The organism is Candidatus Dedyshia acidiphila (genome assembly GCF_051025295.1).
In the GTDB taxonomy this organism is placed as follows: Bacteria; Acidobacteriota; Terriglobia; order Terriglobales; family Acidobacteriaceae; genus KBS-83.
In genome coordinates, this window is the sequence record NZ_JBMGJV010000020.1 from 1 (window position 1) to 15,888 (window position 15,888).

Annotated in this window: 14 protein-coding genes; 5 read left to right on the top strand and 9 right to left on the bottom strand. The window is 65.0% G+C overall.

What is annotated here, in order from left to right; translation table 11 throughout:
• Nucleotides 1-139: 139 nt before the first annotated feature.
• Together AC5IJH_RS09860 and AC5IJH_RS09865 are read right to left on the bottom strand one after the other, a co-directional pair.
• Complete coding sequence (locus AC5IJH_RS09860; protein ID WP_491902646.1) at nt 140-367, bottom strand: DNA-directed RNA polymerase subunit omega; 228 nt, start codon at nt 365-367, stop codon at nt 140-142.
• 541 nt (nt 368-908) lie between these two features.
• Nucleotides 909-2,462 (bottom strand): YifB family Mg chelatase-like AAA ATPase, encoded by a 1,554-nt coding sequence (locus tag AC5IJH_RS09865; RefSeq protein ID WP_491902647.1) that lies wholly within the window; start codon nt 2,460-2,462, stop codon nt 909-911.
• 208 nt (nt 2,463-2,670) lie between these two features.
• On the opposite strand from AC5IJH_RS09865, the gene AC5IJH_RS09870 reads away from it, so the two are divergent.
• On the top strand, nt 2,671-4,074 hold the full coding sequence (locus AC5IJH_RS09870) for an L-serine ammonia-lyase (protein ID WP_491902648.1): 1,404 nt from the start codon (nt 2,671-2,673) through the stop codon (nt 4,072-4,074).
• A gap of 3 nt (nt 4,075-4,077) precedes the next feature.
• On the opposite strand, the gene AC5IJH_RS09875 is transcribed toward AC5IJH_RS09870, so the two are convergent.
• Complete coding sequence (locus AC5IJH_RS09875) at nt 4,078-5,334, bottom strand: cation:proton antiporter (protein ID WP_491902649.1); 1,257 nt, start codon at nt 5,332-5,334, stop codon at nt 4,078-4,080.
• A gap of 266 nt (nt 5,335-5,600) precedes the next feature.
• Nucleotides 5,601-6,800, bottom strand: a complete 1,200-nt coding sequence (locus tag AC5IJH_RS09880; RefSeq protein ID WP_491902650.1) for an acetyl-CoA C-acetyltransferase — start codon at nt 6,798-6,800, stop codon at nt 5,601-5,603.
• Nucleotides 6,801-6,932: 132 nt separating this feature from the next.
• On the opposite strand from AC5IJH_RS09880, the gene AC5IJH_RS09885 reads away from it, so the two are divergent.
• Both AC5IJH_RS09885 and AC5IJH_RS09890 read left to right on the top strand, forming a co-directional pair.
• Entirely contained in the window at nt 6,933-7,733 is an 801-nt protein-coding gene (locus AC5IJH_RS09885) for a CPBP family glutamic-type intramembrane protease (protein ID WP_491902651.1), read from the top strand.
• Between the two features lie 351 nt (nt 7,734-8,084).
• Entirely contained in the window at nt 8,085-8,867 is a 783-nt protein-coding gene (locus AC5IJH_RS09890) for an RsmE family RNA methyltransferase (RefSeq protein WP_491902652.1), read from the top strand.
• Between the two features lie 18 nt (nt 8,868-8,885).
• Here the strand turns inward: AC5IJH_RS09890 and dnaJ are convergent, their stop codons facing one another.
• The 3 genes from dnaJ to hrcA all read right to left on the bottom strand — a co-directional run bounded on the left by dnaJ (nt 8,886) and on the right by hrcA (nt 11,876).
• The gene (gene dnaJ / locus AC5IJH_RS09895; RefSeq protein ID WP_491902653.1) at nt 8,886-10,016 is read right to left on the bottom strand and encodes a molecular chaperone DnaJ; all 1,131 of its coding nucleotides are present in this window, start codon (nt 10,014-10,016) and stop codon (nt 8,886-8,888) included.
• 97 nt (nt 10,017-10,113) lie between these two features.
• Nucleotides 10,114-10,704, bottom strand: coding sequence for a nucleotide exchange factor GrpE (locus tag AC5IJH_RS09900; RefSeq protein WP_491902654.1), 591 nt, complete (start codon nt 10,702-10,704; stop codon nt 10,114-10,116).
• Nucleotides 10,705-10,799: 95 nt separating this feature from the next.
• Complete coding sequence (hrcA, locus tag AC5IJH_RS09905; protein ID WP_491902655.1) at nt 10,800-11,876, bottom strand: heat-inducible transcriptional repressor HrcA; 1,077 nt, start codon at nt 11,874-11,876, stop codon at nt 10,800-10,802.
• 298 nt (nt 11,877-12,174) lie between these two features.
• Here hrcA and AC5IJH_RS09910 point away from each other — a divergent pair, with 298 nt between their 5' ends.
• Nucleotides 12,175-13,860 (top strand): AsmA family protein, encoded by a 1,686-nt coding sequence (locus AC5IJH_RS09910; RefSeq protein WP_491902656.1) that lies wholly within the window; start codon nt 12,175-12,177, stop codon nt 13,858-13,860.
• 57 nt (nt 13,861-13,917) lie between these two features.
• Here the strand turns inward: AC5IJH_RS09910 and AC5IJH_RS09915 are convergent, their stop codons facing one another.
• Both AC5IJH_RS09915 and AC5IJH_RS09920 read right to left on the bottom strand, forming a co-directional pair.
• Nucleotides 13,918-14,757 carry an Mrp/NBP35 family ATP-binding protein gene (locus tag AC5IJH_RS09915; protein ID WP_491902657.1) on the bottom strand — a complete coding sequence of 280 codons (840 nt, stop codon included), beginning with the start codon at nt 14,755-14,757 and terminating at the stop codon, nt 13,918-13,920.
• Between the two features lie 40 nt (nt 14,758-14,797).
• A complete protein-coding gene (locus AC5IJH_RS09920; protein ID WP_491902658.1) occupies nt 14,798-15,352 on the bottom strand; it encodes an acyl-CoA thioesterase in 555 nt (184 codons plus the stop codon).
• Between the two features lie 190 nt (nt 15,353-15,542).
• On the opposite strand from AC5IJH_RS09920, the gene AC5IJH_RS09925 reads away from it, so the two are divergent.
• Nucleotides 15,543-15,854: a tetratricopeptide repeat protein gene (locus AC5IJH_RS09925; protein ID WP_491902659.1), complete on the top strand. Its 312-nt coding sequence runs from the start codon at nt 15,543-15,545 to the stop codon at nt 15,852-15,854.
• The last annotated feature ends 34 nt before the right edge of the window (nt 15,855-15,888 follow it).

Genomic DNA, 15,888 nt, shown 5'->3' on the forward strand with positions numbered 1-15,888 from the left:
TTTTTTTCTTTTAGTTCTGCGATGGTCACAATTCACCTGCGGTGGGAGGTTGGAAGGAGCAAGTTGGGAAGGGGGTCGTACAGGAGGGGTCGTACTCTACGGGTGCTGGGCTTGAAGCCGCCGCAGCAGGCGGCCGCGCTTACGCTGCGCGGCGCTGCTGGGTAGCTGGCTGAGGAGCCGGGGCTGCCTCAAGGGTGCCAAATGCCATCGGACTCGCCTCGTGGAAGCGGATCAGCACGTCATTGGTCGTGTCCTGCAGACGTGTATTCGGCTTGTGCAGCTTGCGCGTCGCCTTGGAGGCGAGCTGGCATAGCTGGTAACGGTTGGTGATGTGACTCAGAGCTCCGTAAATCAGATCGGAACGCATGAAGGCTTTATCCTCTCAATCCTGGACGATCTTGGCGCTGGTCCCACATGGCACTTTTTACCATTGGAGGCGGGCGCCTCAGTCTGTGTTGGTTCGGTGCAATTGGTACGACGAAAAAACTGAGGAAAGGGTTCAGAAATTCCGATCCCAACCTGTAAATCTTGTCCATCTTCTATAAGGAGTACGTCCGGTCGGGCGTGATGGTGGGCCAAACCCCTCGAACCGCATGGACGCGCAGAGCCACAAACCACCTTGCTCCCGCTCTTCCATCCTCCTCCGGGCCCCAGGCCGAGCCCGAAGGCCCATGCAAGTAGAGGAGAACTTTTATCCCGGCACCGAAGACATTAAAGCCTCGGTCGCTTCAGGTCAATACTTTTTTCATACCGGACCCGGAAAAGCCTCCGGTTCCTTGTAGATTCCTCTAACGGGCATGGTTTCATTCGTTTGCGGAACGGATCCGCTGCCACCAAGGTGCAATTTGCGTCCGTTCACACCCGGTTCTCCACAAATCCGGAACCTGTTCGGGTACTCCCCAGCCGTTTCAGCCCCAGTAGCTCCGGTCCAGCGTCCGGTACTGGATCGCCTCCGCCAGGTGCTGCACAGTCACCTGGGGGGCTCCTTCCAGGTCGCCAATCGTGCGCGCCACCTTCAAAATGCGGTCGTGGGCACGCGCGCTCAGCCCCTGCTGCTGCATCGCCCGTTCCAGCAGGCGCTCCGCCTCGGGCGGCAGCTCGCACCATTCGCGAATCTGCCGCGTGCTCATCTGCGCATTCGCGAAGATCGCCACCGACTGAAAACGTGCATGCTGGCGCTCACGAGCAGCCAGTACCCGGGCCCGGATCTCGGCCGATCCCTCATTTGCCTGGCCGCCGCGCAGCTCACGGTACTGCACCGCCGGCACCTCTATATGGATATCAATGCGATCGAGCAGCGGGCCGGAGACGCGCGACACGTACCGCTGCATCATCGGCGGGGTGCACTGGCATTCGCGGCTCTTGTCGTTGAAGTAGCCACACGGACACGGATTCATCGCCGCCGCGAGCATAAAGCGCGCCGGAAAGCTGAGTGACATCGAAGCACGCGCGATCGTCACCGTGCCGTCTTCGAGCGGCTGCCGCATCACTTCGAGCACGTTGCGCGGGAACTCCGGCAGCTCGTCCAGAAAGAGCACACCGTTGTGCGCCAGCGAGACCTCGCCCGGCCTCGGCACTGCGCCGCCGCCGATCAGCCCCGCATCAGAAATGGTGTGGTGTGGCGCGCGGAATGGCCGATGCGTCACCAGCCCGCGATCCCCATCGAGCACGCCAGCGACGGAGTGAATCTTCGTCGTCTCGAGTGCCTCGGCGAAGGTGAGCGGCGTCAGGATGGACGGCAGCCGCTTCGCCAGCATCGTCTTACCCGAGCCCGGAGGCCCAATCATCAGGATGTTGTGCCCGCCGGCTGCGGCAATCTCGAGCGCGCGCTTCGCCATCGTCTGCCCGCGCACATCCTTGAAGTCGAACGGGCAGTCCTGGGCCGCGGCCAGCAGATCGGTTGAACGCACCCGGTACGGCTCCACCTGGATGCCGCCGTTCGCCGCTGCGTTGATCAGTGCGCGCGCCTCTGGCAGCGAAGACACGGGATAGACGTTCAACCCTTCCACCACTGCGGCTTCGGGTGCATTCGCCGCAGGCACGATCAGGTTCGCGATACCTCGAGCACGCGCCGCCACGGCAATCGGCAGCATTCCGGGCACGCCGCGCACGCTGCCATCCAGCCCCAGCTCGCCCACAGTCAAGAACTGGCTCAGGTCACGGCTCCCGAGCGCACCATGCGCCCCCAGGATCCCGACCGCGATCGGCAGGTCGAAGCCGGAACCCTCCTTCTTCAAATCCGCCGGGGCAAGGTTGATCGTGATGTGCGTCGGCGGCAGCGAAAAGCCAGAGTTGCGGAGAGCAGCGCGCACCCGATCGCGGCTCTCGCGCACCGCCGCATCGGGCAGCCCCACCGTCGAAAAGCGATCCTCCGCCACCTGAATGGTCGAAAAGTCCACTTCGACATCAATGATGTGCGCGTCGATGCCGTACACCGCAGCGCTCAACGCCTTGAAGTGCATCCTCGGGGCCGCCCTTCGTGTCAGCAACCCTGAGCATATCGAGCGCACCCACACCCCCGTCAGGCCACGAAGGTTGCAGAGCAACGAGCCAGCCAGCGGCTGAGAGTACGTGGCCGGCCATTGAAACTGTAACGGTGGCGTTTCGTGCGCCGTCCTTTGCGGCGCATCGCCGACTGGCTGCCCCGTCGGCTTGCTAAGATAACCGGTTGTGACCACGTCGCTGTTCGACCTATACAAGATCGGCATAGGGCCATCGAGCTCGCACACTATGGGGCCGATGCGCGCCGCGCGCGAGTTTCTGCTCGCGCTCGATGGCATCGGTCGTCTCCCGCAGACCGCCGAGGTCCGCGTCGACCTCTACGGATCGCTCGCGCTCACCGGCGTCGGCCACGGCACCGATCGCGCCGTCCTGCTGGGCCTGCTCGGACTCGAAGCCGCCACGCTCGACCCCGACACCATCGACAGCACCGTCGAGGCTGTTCACCTCTCCGGCCGTCTCCCGCTGCTCGGCCGGCAGGTCGTCCCCTTCCGCCCCACCGAGCACATCGCCTTTCATCGCGACCAGATGACGCCGCCCGGCGCAGTCACGCAGCACCCGAACGGATTGCGCTTCACAGCACTGGACATCACCGGCGAGACGCTCTTCACCAAGACGTACTTCTCCATCGGTGGCGGCTTCATCATCGAAGATGGCGCGACCCCCGACCGCACCGATGCGTCGGCAACAGAACTTCCCTATCCGTTCCGCAGCGCAGCGGACCTGCTCGCGCGTGCCGCAGAGGCGCACCTCACCATCGCGGAGCTGATGCTGCGCAACGAATGCGCCGTCCGCCACAGCGAGCCTGCGCAGATCGAGCGCGAGATCCTCCATCTCTGGGACGTCATGCAGAGTTGCGTCACGCGCGGCCTCGCCACCGATGGCCTGCTGCCCGGCGGACTCCGTGTGCGCCGTCGCGCAAAGCGGCTCGCCGCGCGGCTCGATGCACAGGCCGCGTCTGGCAAAGGCACCGGCGATCCGCTCGCGCCGCTCGACTGGGTGACCATCTATGCCATGGCCGTGAACGAAGAGAACGCCGCGGGCGGCCGCGTCGTCACCGCGCCGACCAACGGCGCCGCCGGTGTCGTTCCCGCCGTCGGTCACTACTACGCGAAGCACATCGCGGGCGCTGACCAGGCCGGCATCCTGCGCTACTTCCTCACCTCGGCCGCGATCGGCATTCTTTACAAGGAGAACGCGTCGATCTCGGGCGCCGAGGTCGGCTGCCAGGGCGAAGTCGGTGTCGCCTGCTCAATGGCTGCGGGCGGCCTGGTCGCCGCGATGGGTGGCACGAACGCGCAGGTCGAGCACGCCGCCGAGATCGGCATGGAGCACAACCTCGGCATGACCTGCGACCCGATCGGCGGACTTGTCCAGATTCCCTGCATCGAGCGCAACGCGATGGGCGCCGTCAAAGCCGTGCACGCCTGCCGCATGTCCTTCGCGGAAGAGGATGAGCACAAGGTCTCGCTCGACCAGGTTATCCGTACGATGTACGAAACCGGCCTCGACATGCAGTCGCGCTACAAGGAGACGTCGCTCGCCGGCCTCGCGTTGAACGTCATCGAGTGCTGACCTCTAAGCCGCTGAGTGCGCCCGCGCCGCCTCAACCTCGTGATCCGATTCGTGACCGTCCTTGACACCGAACAGCTTCAGCAGCGGCGAGGTCAGGATCGTCGTCAACAGCGCCATCACGACCAGCATGGTGAATAGCGTGGGCGTGAACACGCCAGCGTTGTAGGCGATGTTCAATACGATGAGCTCCACCAGCCCGCGCGTGTTCAGCAACGCGCCGAGCGCCCCCGCATCGCGCCACGAGTGTCCGTTCCAGCGCGCGGCCAGGATCGCGCCGCCCATCTTCCCCGCCACTGCTGCGAGCAGCACAATCCCCGCCCACAGCCACATGTTCGCGTCGTCCAGCAGGTCCAGCCGCGTGCGCATGCCGGTCAGCGCAAAGAACAGCGGCAGCAGCAGCACAGATACCAGCATGTCCAGCCGGTTGCGTATCTCCTCCTGCCAGCGCGGAATGCGCGGAAAGCACACACCGGCCAGGAACGCGCCGAACAGCGGATGAATGCCCAGCCAGTCCGTCGCCGCGGCTGAGAACAACACCGACGCCACGACCGCGCCGAGCAGCTCAAGCGACAGGCCGGTCGAGCGATACCGCTTCACCGCGAGCGCCGCCAGTGGCCGCACCACGGCCAGCATGAACACCAGGTAGACGACCAGCCCGGCCATGCGTACGCCGAGACGCGCCGACCCGCCGTCCTGCCCGATCAGCGCCAGCGCAAATGCCAGTAGCAACCACGCCACCACATCATCGACCGCTGCGCACAGGATCGCCGTTGTGCCCAGCGATGTTCCCTGCAGCCGCCGCTCTTCCAGGATGCGCGCCAGCACCGGGAACGCCGTGATGCTCATCGAGATGCCGAGGAAGAGCACGAATGGCATGCTCCCAATGCCATGCGGGGCGAACCGCACGCGCAACGAGTGAGCCAGCACCGCCGCCATCGCGAACGGAAACAGAATGCTCATGAAGCTGGCCACCACCGCCGTGCTGCGCTGGCGATAGAGCTGCGCGTAATCCAGTTCCATGCCGATCAGGAACAGAAACAGGATCAGCCCGATGGTGCTGAGTGTCTCGAAGTTTGCAAACGAGTGCGGGGTGAACAGGTGCGCTGCCCCGGGGAAGAATCGCCCCAGCACTGACGGCCCCAGCAGGATGCCACCGATGATCTCGCCGATGACACGCGCCTGCCCCAGCTTGCGCGCCAGCCAGCCACAGCAAAGCGTGACCACCAGAACGACGGCCATCTGCACCAGCAAAAGTGTCATGCGATTGGCCTTTCCCCGCAGGGTCCAGAGGCAGTGGAGAGGAGCAGTCTTGGGTCCAGTTGTCTCGCGCTCTGGCGGACCGTTCACCGGAAGCGAAGCCCGGAGTCTGTGCTCAGGAGCTCTCGCTCCTCGAAACCAGGACGCCGTGGCGTGTGCGTCTCGCCGCCGGTCGTCAACGCTGCCTTATTGTAGCCTCGGCTCCCATCATTCCTGCCATGGGATGCAGGTCAGGGCCGCCTGTTGCAGCGGCAAGGATGCAAATTCACTCAATCGCGCTCGACCGCCATCGCCACCGAGTTGCCGCCGCCCAGGCACAGAGCCGCCACGCCGCGCTTCACATTGCGATGGCGCATCGCATAGATCAACGTCGTGAGCACCCGCGCTCCGCTGGCGCCAATAGGGTGCCCCATCGCCACTGAGCCGCCGTTCACGTTCACTCGCGCGGCGAGTTCTGGCGTGTCGATGCCCAGCTCCTTCATCACGCCGAGCGCCTGCACTGCGAACGCCTCGTTTAACTCGTAGAGATCGACCTGCTCTTTCGTCCAGCCCGCCTTCGCCAGCACGCGCTGTACGCCGATGACGGGCGCCAGCATCACCCACTGCGGATCGATGCCGCTCGTCGCCTGCGCGCGGATGCGCACCAACGGCTCCAGCTTCAGCTCCGCTGCGCGCCGCGCCGACATCACCACCAGGGCAGCCGCGCCATCGTTCACGCCCGGCGCATTGCCCGCCGTCACGGTGCCATCCTTGCGGAACGCCGGCTTCAGCGCGCGCAGTGCTTCAAGCGATGCATCCTCGCGCACACTCTCATCGCGATCGAGACGGCCCGGCGTCTCGCCCCGCTTCTTCGCCGGAATTTCGACCGGCAGCATCTCTTCGCTGAACGCGCCATTCCGCTCCGCGGCCACGGCCTTCTGGTGCGACGCCAGCGCATACGCATCCTGCTGCTCGCGCGTGATCGAGTGCTTCTGCGCCACATTCTCGCCCGTCAGACCCATGTGGTAGTCGTTGAACACGTCCCACAGGCCATCCATGATCATCGAGTCGACAGCCTTGCTGTCGCCCATTCGCATTCCGTTACGCGCCTGCGGCAGCAGATACGGCGTGTTCGACATTGACTCCATGCCGCCCGCGACCACAATCTCCGCATTGCCAGTCTGGATCGCCTGCGCCGCCAGCCCGACGGCCTTCAACCCGGAGCCGCATACTTTATTGATGGTCATCGCGCTGACCGCTGGAGGCAGTCCCCCGTAGAGGGCAGCCTGTCGTCCAGGATTCTGTCCCAGCCCCGCCGACACAACATTGCCCATGATGCATTCATCGACCGTCGCCGGATCGATACCCGCGCGACGCACCGCTTCGGCCACAGCCAGCGCACCCAGCCGAACTGCGCTGTACGACGCAAGCGAACCCTGGAAACGCCCGATCGGCGTACGCACTGCAGAGACGATGACAACTTCTTCCATGATGACGGACTCCGCTTCCCGCAGCCCTGCTCCGTGCAGGCTGCCAGGGCCAACGTGTGAAGATAGCAGGGTCCGAAAACCGGCGGCAACGCGAGCAGTCCCCCATCGCGCGATCGCGAACTGAGGCCAAGCGTGCACGAGCCAGGCATTCCATTGAGTCCACAGCAGCCTGACACGCAAGCGCCCGGCGACTCTCAGCCGCTCACAACAATCGCGCCGCTCTGGCACACCACGCTCGTGATCGTTCTGCTGCTCGGCATCTCGCTGCTCAGCGCGTGGGGCGCTCACGTGGATGCGCATCGCGCCGCACCCATGTCCGCGCGATTCGGACACCTGACCTCCTATGCCGTCACCTTCGTCTACGAATGGATCCTGCTCGCCGTCATCGTGTGGGGCATCCGCCTTCTCGGTGTTCCGCTGCGCCGGTTGCTCGGTGTGCGGCGTTCCGGCGCGAGCGAGTTCTGGATGGACATCGCCATCGGACTTGGCTTCTGGTTTGGATCGCTCATCGTGCTCGGCACCGCCGGCGCATTGCTGCGTGTCGCGCGCCTTCATCCGGAAGATGTGCGCGGCATCGTCAGCAAGCTCGCGCCCGCATCACCGCTCGAGCTGCTTGCGTGGCTGCTGCTCAGCATCACGGCCGGTATCTGCGAAGAGCTGATCTTTCGCGGCTATCTGCAGCAGCAGTTCAGCGCCATCACACGCAACACGGGCGTCGGCATCGCCATCGCTGCACTCATCTTCGGCGCGGCGCATCTCTACGAAGGTGTCAGCGGCGCGCTGCTCATCGCATTGTTCGGCGCGCTCTTCGGTCTGCTCGCGCACTATCGCAGAAGCTTGCGCGCGGGCATGTTCGCGCATGCGTGGCACGATGCGCTCAGCGGCTTCGTGCTCTACTTCACCGCGCATGTGTTGCATCGTCTCCCACACTAGTTGCAGAGTTCGCGTCATCGCCTATCAATGCGCAACAGAAGCGCACGCGAACGCCATTTTTTTCTTGACACTCAATCACGCCCACTCTATACATTCCGTAACTGCAACAACTGCGTTGCAGTCAAAGGGAGAATAGACACCATGGCAACGAAGAAGGCAGCCAAGAAGCCGGCCAAGAAGGCGGCAAAGAAGGCAGCGAAGAAGAAGTAAGCAAGTCCAACCTAACCGGTAGCACCTCGGGGGACGCAGGCAAGCGTCCCCCGAGGTGTTTTTGCGTGCAGCCTTCTTTGTCTCTCACTCACTCCGCATGCGCTCTCTGCACACGCCGCTCGCAAACGTTAAAGTCGTCGCATGACGCGCCGCCGCTGGATCGCCGACCACTGGACTGACTCAACCGCCACTGTCACCGGAGAACAGGCGCAGCACTTGGGCCGCGTGCTTCGCGCGCAAGTCGGCACCGAGTACGACATCGTCGCCGGAGGACGCGCCTTCCACGCCCGCATCGCCACTGTCGAGCGCGATGCCGTGCACTTCACCCTGCTTGCGGAAGCAGAGACCGCCGCCACGCTTCCCCTCACGCTCGTGCTCAGCGTCTTCAAATTCGATCGCATGGAGTGGGCTATCGAGAAAGCCGTCGAACTCGGGGCGAGCCGCATACTCCCCGTCCTCGCGGATCGCACGGAGAAGCACCTCGCGCAGTCTGCCGCGAAGCGCGCGGAGCGCTGGCGTCGCATCGCACTCGAGGCCGCAAAGCAATCCCGCCGCAGCGATCTGCCGGAGATCGCCGAGCCCGCGCGGCTCGCACCCGTGCTCGCCGTCATCACCGCACCCCACCGCATCCTGCTGTCCGAAACCGAGCAGGATCAGTCCCTGTTACAGATCCTCAGCGCCCCCGCTTCCCTCGCCGACCGCCGCGAGCGCGTGCTCGCCATCGGACCCGAAGGCGGCTGGACACCCGCCGAGCTCGCCGCCTTTCGCGAGCACGCCTGGCAGAGCGCCACCCTTGGCGCGCGCATCCTCCGCGTCGAGACCGCCGCCATCGCCGCGCTGGCCATCGCCTCAGCGGCGCTCGAGAGTGTCCACGAACACGATGCCAAAGAAAACGGCTCTCCGCATCCGGAGAGCCGTTCGTAAGCGCGACCTGCCGCTCGCCTAGCTGAAGAGGTCCTTCATCTTGTCCATCAGCGTGCGCGACGTGGCGCGGTTGTCGCTCGACAGTGTCGTGCCAAGCTGCTGGATCATCTCGCGCTGCGCCTTGGTCAGCTTCTTCGGCGTCTCCACCACCACTTGCACGATCAGGTCGCCGCGTCCGCGCTCGTTCAGGTAAGGCACACCCTTGCCGCGCAGCCGAAACTCGCGCCCGCTCTGCGTCCCTTCAGGAATCTTCAGCGTGGTCTCGCCTTCGAGTGTCTGGATCGAGATCTCCGCGCCCAGTGCCGCCTGCGGGAACGAGACGATCACCGCGAAGTGCAGATCGTGTCCCTCGCGCTCGAAGTACGCATGCGGCCGCACCGATAGCACGATGTAGAGATCGCCGCCCGGCCCGCCGAAGCGTCCGGCATCGCCCTCGCCCTGGTAGCGAATGCGCGTGCCGTCCTCGACACCAGCCGGAATCTTCACCTCCATCGTGTGCTCGTGCTCGACGCGTGCCTCGCCACGGCATGTCGGGCACGGCTCGGTCACAACCTGGCCGGTGCCGCTGCACACCGGGCACGTGCGCGCGATCGAGAAGAAGCCCTGCTGGAAGCGCACCTGGCCGCGGCCGCCGCACTGCTGGCAGGTGCTCGGCGCTTTGCCCTGCGCGCTGCCGGAGCCGCGGCAGTCCGTGCACATGTCCATGCGCTTGAATGTCGCCGAGGTCGTCTTGCCGAACACCGCCTCTTCGAAGTCGATGGCCAGGTCGTAGCGGATATCGCGGCCGCGCTGCGCGCGCGAGGCGCGTCCGCCGCGGCCCGCCCCGGCTACGTTGAACATCTCTCCGAAGAAGTCGCCAAAGATGTCGCCCAGGTCCATGTCGCCCGGGAAGCCCGCGCCTGCTCCGCCCCCGGCACTCACGCCCGCAGGACCGAAGCGGTCGTACGCGGCACGCTTCTGCGGATCGCTCAGCACCTGGTACGCCTCGCTTGCCTGCTTGAAGCGATCCTCCGCCTCTGGATCGTCCGGGTTGCGATCCGGGTGATACCGCATCGCCAGCTTGCGATAGGCCGTCTTCAGCTCCTGCTCACCGCAGTCCTTCGTTACGTTCAAAACTTCGTAGTAGTCGATGTGTGCCACGTTCGCCATTTTTCCTGAACTGCTTTCTGTCTCGCTGCCCGATTCGCACGGTCAGCCGGCCACTCTCATGCTTCCAGGGTCTTCGCTGCAGGTCGCGCGTTGTCCGCTACGCCTGCGTAAGCTGCGGGTTCACGGAGATGCGCACCAGCGCGGGGCGCAGCAGCCGCTCCTTGATGCGGTAGCCGCGGCGCACTTCCTCGATCACCTGATGATCCGGCAGGTCCGGACGCTCCACACTGTCCAGTGCCTCATGCACCCGCGGGTCGAACGGCTGCCCTACTGTCTCAACTGGCGTCACATGCAGCGAGCGCAGCACATCGTCCATCTGCTTCGCGATCAGCTCCACGCCCGTGCGCATCTGCTCCACCGACCCGGTCGAGCTCAGCGCCAGCCGGAAGTTGTCGAGCACCGGCAGAAACTGCTCCACCGCATCGGCCACCGCAAACGCGCGGTAGTCGGTGCGCTCGCGTGCTTCGCGCTTGCGCGCATTCTCAAACTCCGCCTGCAGGCGCGCCAGCCGGTCCACCAGCGTGTCGCGCTCAGCGCGCAGCTGCTCGATCTGCTCGCGCAGTCCGCCAGCCGTCTCCGTCGTGCTCTCGGCGCCCGCGGCCGCGCTCGTGCTCTCCGGATTCGCAGTTTCGGGGTTCGTGCTCGTGCTTGCGTTGTCTGTCGTTGTCTCGGTTGCGTTGTCAGTCATAGCCATAGCTCTCTGGTTCTCGCTCGTTCTGTCTTGAGTAATTTGCTGTGTGTGTCTCGTGAGTGCAGATGTCTAAGGCGCATCCAGCGATCCTGTCAGCCGCGCGGTGTTCGCAGAATGCGCTCCGAGAGATGCGCGATGTAGGAGACCGCCTGGATCGTCTCGTTGTAGCGAATGCGTGTCGGCGCCAGCACAGCCACGGTCCCGACGCTCTCCGCGTCCAGCCGCGTGCCTGTGCCGATCAGCACCATATTCTCCATGTCCGCCATCGCATCTTCCAACCCCACCACCACCCGCACCGCCTGCTGCCGCGCGTCCACATAGGCGCTCAGCAGTTCGAATAACTGCTGCTTCGCTTCAAGCGCGCCCAGCAACCCGCGCAGCCGCTCCCGGTCCACGTCCTGATGCACCAGGTTCGCCGCGCCCTCGACAAAGATCATCTGCGACGCCCGGTTCTCCGCCAGCGCGCCCTTGCTCACCAGCTCATGCAGCGACTGCATCAGCCGGTCATACTCGCTGCGCTCTTCTTCCATGCGCCGCGCAATCTCCGCCCGCGTCCGCTCGATCGACCAGCCGCGAAAGTTGCCATTCAGAAAATTGCCCGCTGTCTCGAGCTCCCCCTGCGTGAGATCGTGATCCAGTTGCAGCACCCGGTCGAGCACCGTGCCACCCCGCGTCACCACCACCGCCAGCACACGCTGCGCGCCCAGCCGCGAGAAATGAATGTGCTCCAGCAGCTCCGACTCTTCCGGCGACGACGTCGCCACCCCGACCCCGCTCGAGATCATCGCCAGCACATGCGACGTGCGCTCGAGGAAGTGCTGCCGGCTGGTCACCCCGGCAAAGCAGGCGTCGATCTCCTCCCGCTTCTCGGGCGGCAGTTGCGTTGCCGCGCCCGCCGCGCGCGCTGCCCCGGCCAGGTGCTCTACATAGAAGCGAAAGGCCTTCGCCGTTGGGATGCGACCAGCCGACGTATGTGGCTGCTCCAGCAGGCCGGCATCGCTCAGCGCCGCCATCACGTTGCGGATGGTCGCCGAGCTCATTCCCTCTTTATCGGCATACAGACGAGCCACGGACTGGGACGCCACCGGCTCGCCGGTCGCGATATACATCTCCAGAACAGCCGTCAGGATCAGCCGCTCGCGCGGGCTGATTCGGAGCTCTGCCGCCATCGACGCAACTCCTGCCAAAGGGGCGTTCTGACTGGGGATTCAGCGCAGAAGCCGCCTGATTCATGGTAGCAGGTTGGCCCCTCCCGGGTGGCTCTTGCCAACCTGGGGATAACCAAAGGCGCTGCAACGCGTTCCAAACCGGAAGAGCCGGGGAGCGACGGCTGCCAGCGCGCGCAGATCGCCCCATCCGCGCGTGTCACGAACAACAGAACGATCCCGCATCACGAACAAACAGCACAAGCTGCATCCGCCTGTACTGCTGTTGAATCAGACTGCCACCCGTCCCTTGGAGGAATCTATGCCGGCCCGCCGTCGCTTGTGGATCACCATCGCCGCCATCGCAGTCGCTGTGGTGGTCGTCCTGCTGATCGCGATCCCCTACTTTCTCAACGCGGACAACTACCGGCCGCGCATCGAGCGCGCTCTGTCGGAGTCCACCGGCCGCCCCGTCACCCTCGGACACCTCAGCTTCTCGCTCTTCTCCGGCGCACTAACTGCGGACCAGCTCGCCATCGCCGATGATCCCGCCTTCAGCCAGCAGCCCTTCATTCAGGCCAAGCTGGTTAAGATCGGTATCCAGGTCGCCCCGCTCGTCCTGCACAAGCAGATCCTCATCCGCGGCATTAGCATCGACTCGCCACAGATCCAGCTCATCCGCAACCAGGCCAACGTTTGGAACTACGCCAGCCTCGGCAACGCGAACAAGCGCAAACAGTCGACCGAGACCCAGAGCACCATGCCCAACCTGTCGATCGCCTCGCTCGAGGTCACCAACGGCCAGGTGAGCGTGACCACGCCCGGCGCCAAGCCGGCCGTTTACCAGAACGTCGCCGCCACGGTGACCGACTTCTCCCTCACCTCGCCGTTCGACTACACCGTCTCCACATCGCTGCCTGGCAACGGCAATGTCTCCGTCACCGGCAAGGGTGGCCCCTTCAACCAGGCCGACGCCTCGAAGACGCCCTTCAACGCCAATCTCCAGATCAAGCATGCTGACCTGGTCGGCGCCGGATTCGTGCCCGCCTCCGCCGGTGTCTCCGGCTTCATCGACCTCAACGCGCAGATCGCCTCGAACGGGCAATCCGCGCACGTGACCGGCACCCTCGACGCGCAGCAACTCAAGCTTGTCCCCGCCGGTGAGCCGGCGCAGCGCCCCGTGCATGTCCGCTTCACGGATGATCAGAATCTCGCATCCCTGTCCGGCCAGCTGCGCGACACAACGGTCAACTTCGACAAGGCCGTGCTCAACCTCGGCGGCACCTACCGCACCGAGGGCCCGACCACCACGCTCGACATGCACGTCAACGGGCAGTCCGTCCCGATCAACGACCTCGAAGCCTTCCTCCCCGCCGCCGGCATCCAGCTACCCGCCGGCTCGCGCCTGCAGGGCGGCACCCTTACCACCAACCTCGCCGTGACCGGCGCCGCGCAGAACCCCGTCATCGCCGGTCCCGTGCGCGTCGACAACACCCAGCTCGCCGGCTTTGACCTCGGCTCCAAGCTCTCCGCCGTCAGCGCGCTCACCGGCGCACACACCGGCAACGTCACGACCGTCCGCGTGCTCAGCGCGAACGTGCACGCCGCCGGTGGTGGCGTGCAGCTCGGCAACATCGTCTGCGTGGTGCAGGGACTCGGATCGGCAGCCGGCAACGGCACCGTGAGCGCCTCACAGCAGCTCAACTTCCACCTGGTCGCGAAGCTTGATCAGAGCGGTGTCGGCGGCATGGCCACCACGGCGATCTCAATGATCGGCGGCACTGCCGGCAACCTCGCCGGGGGCGCACTCAAGAACGGCATCCCGGTCACCATCACGGGCACGGCCAAGGACCCCGTCTTCACGCCCGATGTGAAGGGACTCGCGGGTGGTGCTGCCGGCGGCAACGCAGCCGGCCTGCTCGGCAACGCAGCCAAGGGCCAGTTGCAAAAGCAGAACCTGCCCAACGGACTTGGGAACGCACTTGGCGGCCTGCTCGGGAAGCACTAAAGGGACAGCCAAGGAGGGCGGAGAAACAGCCTCCGCCCTCCTTCGTATCCACTCCAGCTACGTAATTTCGAAGACGTCCTGATCCTTCGCCTGCTGCGCGTCGGCACGCTCGATCAGCTTGCGCGCGATTGCGTAAAAGCTCGCTGGCGCTACCGACGACTCCGGCGCCATCAGTGCCACCGGCAGCCCGCGATCGCCGCCGTGCCGGATGTTCGGATCGAGCTCCACCGAGCCCAGGAACGCCAGCTTGAACTGCTGCGCTGTCCGCTCCACGCCGCCCTTGGAAAAGATGTCGATCACCTCGTGGCAATGCGGGCAGGTGAACTGGCTCATGTTTTCGACAATCCCCAGCACCTCGACATTCACCTGGTGGAACATCTCGAGCGCCTTACGTGCGTCCTGCAGTGACACATCGGACGGCGTCGACACCACCACCGCACCTGTCAGCGGCACCGTCTGCACCAGCGAGATCACCACGTCGCCCGTCCCCGGCGGCAGATCGACCAGCAGGTAGTCGAGCTCACCCCACGCCACCTGCTGCAGAAACTGCCGGATGATCTGGTGCAGCATCGGACCGCGCATCACCAGCGGCTTGTCGCCCGGCGACAGCGAGCCGACCGAGATCATCTTCACGCCATGCACCGTCAGCGGCTCGATGCGATTGCCCTCGAGCACCCGCGGCTGCGCCTTCGCGCCCATCATCAGCGGCACATTCGGCCCATAGATATCGGCGTCGATCAGACCCACCTTGTGGCCCAGCTTGCTCAGCGCAATCGCCAGGTTGACCGCCAGCGTGGTCTTGCCCACGCCGCCCTTGCCTGAACCCACCGCGATGATCGCCTTCACGCCAGGCAGCGTCTGCGGCTGCGGCCCCTGCGGATGTCCGTGTGCTGCCATGGTTCGTCTCCCTGTCTTCGTTCAGCCGATCTCTCGGGTGCTACTTCGTCGCGTACGCGCCAGGCCGCACGCTGCCGTCCTGCGCCTGCTGCTTCGGCTTGGCCTGGCGCTTGCGCTCCAGCTCCTTCTGCCGATGCTCGCGCCGCCGCCCCGCATCTTCGTAATGCGTCTTCTCTTCTTCCGTCTCCGGCTGCAGCTGCGGCACCGGCACGCGCCGCCCTTGGCTATCCACCGCCACAAACGTCAGGTACGCCGAGGCCACATGACGATGGATGCCGGCAATCGTGTTCTCCACCCACACCTTCACGCCCACTTCCATCGACGTGTTGAAGGCGCGATTCATCGATGACTTCAGAATCAGCAGGTCGCCGACATGCACCGGCGCGATGAAGTCGATGTGATCCATAGACGCCGTCACCACATGCGTGCGCGCATGTCGATACGCCGCCATCGCCCCAACCAAGTCAATAAAATGCATCAGCCGACCACCCAGCAGGTTCCCCAGGGTGTTCGTGTCGTTCGGCAGAATCAGTTCTGTCATCTCGCTGCGCGACTCGGCAACCGAGCGCGTCAGCGTCGTCACTGGATAGTCCATGTGGCTCTCTTTCGTCCTGCGGGCTACCTTCCAGTGTCGGCCATGGCGAGCAAACCCGCAACGCCGTCACTTGCACGGGGCAGCACGCCTGCTGACATCGGAACCCGCATGATAGGTTCGAAACTGGTGCTGCTCGTTTCGCGCCACCAACGCAGCAACCCAGATCCGTGCCCGCCAGGAGAGTGGTTCCATGGACAAGCTCGCAATGCTCCAGGAGATCCTTGCGCAGAACCCCGACGATGCCTTCGCCCGCTACGGCCTCGCGATGGAGCAGTCCAGCCGCGGCGACACGGATGCCGCGCTCGCCCAGTTCGCCGAGCTCACCACGCGCCACCCCGACTACACCGCGGGCTATCAGATGTCCGCGCAGTTGCTGATCGAGCTCGGCCGCGAGCCCGAAGCGAGGACGCGCCTCGAGGCCGGCGTTGCCGCCGCGCAGCGCACCGGCAACCAGCTCGCATTGCGCGAGATGACCGGCATGCTCAGCGATCTCTCGCTCTGATCGCGTCCGGCGAACATCCGTTTGCGTGCGGGCA

What these genes read in the sequence shown, in the direction of transcription:
- AC5IJH_RS09860 (WP_491902646.1), bottom strand. Translation starts at nt 367, where the DNA reads ATGCGTTCCGATCTGATTTACGGAGCTCTGAGTCACATCACCAACCGT.
- AC5IJH_RS09865 (WP_491902647.1), bottom strand. Translation starts at nt 2,462, where the DNA reads ATGCACTTCAAGGCGTTGAGCGCTGCGGTGTACGGCATCGACGCGCAC.
- AC5IJH_RS09875 (WP_491902649.1), bottom strand. Translation starts at nt 5,334, where the DNA reads ATGACACTTTTGCTGGTGCAGATGGCCGTCGTTCTGGTGGTCACGCTT.
- AC5IJH_RS09880 (WP_491902650.1), bottom strand. Translation starts at nt 6,800, where the DNA reads ATGGAAGAAGTTGTCATCGTCTCTGCAGTGCGTACGCCGATCGGGCGT.
- AC5IJH_RS09890 (WP_491902652.1), top strand. Translation starts at nt 8,085, where the DNA reads ATGACGCGCCGCCGCTGGATCGCCGACCACTGGACTGACTCAACCGCC.
- dnaJ (WP_491902653.1), bottom strand. Translation starts at nt 10,016, where the DNA reads ATGGCGAACGTGGCACACATCGACTACTACGAAGTTTTGAACGTAACG.
- AC5IJH_RS09900 (WP_491902654.1), bottom strand. Translation starts at nt 10,704, where the DNA reads ATGACTGACAACGCAACCGAGACAACGACAGACAACGCAAGCACGAGC.
- hrcA (WP_491902655.1), bottom strand. Translation starts at nt 11,876, where the DNA reads ATGGCGGCAGAGCTCCGAATCAGCCCGCGCGAGCGGCTGATCCTGACG.
- AC5IJH_RS09910 (WP_491902656.1), top strand. Translation starts at nt 12,175, where the DNA reads ATGCCGGCCCGCCGTCGCTTGTGGATCACCATCGCCGCCATCGCAGTC.
- AC5IJH_RS09915 (WP_491902657.1), bottom strand. Translation starts at nt 14,757, where the DNA reads ATGGCAGCACACGGACATCCGCAGGGGCCGCAGCCGCAGACGCTGCCT.
- AC5IJH_RS09920 (WP_491902658.1), bottom strand. Translation starts at nt 15,352, where the DNA reads ATGGACTATCCAGTGACGACGCTGACGCGCTCGGTTGCCGAGTCGCGC.
- AC5IJH_RS09925 (WP_491902659.1), top strand. Translation starts at nt 15,543, where the DNA reads ATGGACAAGCTCGCAATGCTCCAGGAGATCCTTGCGCAGAACCCCGAC.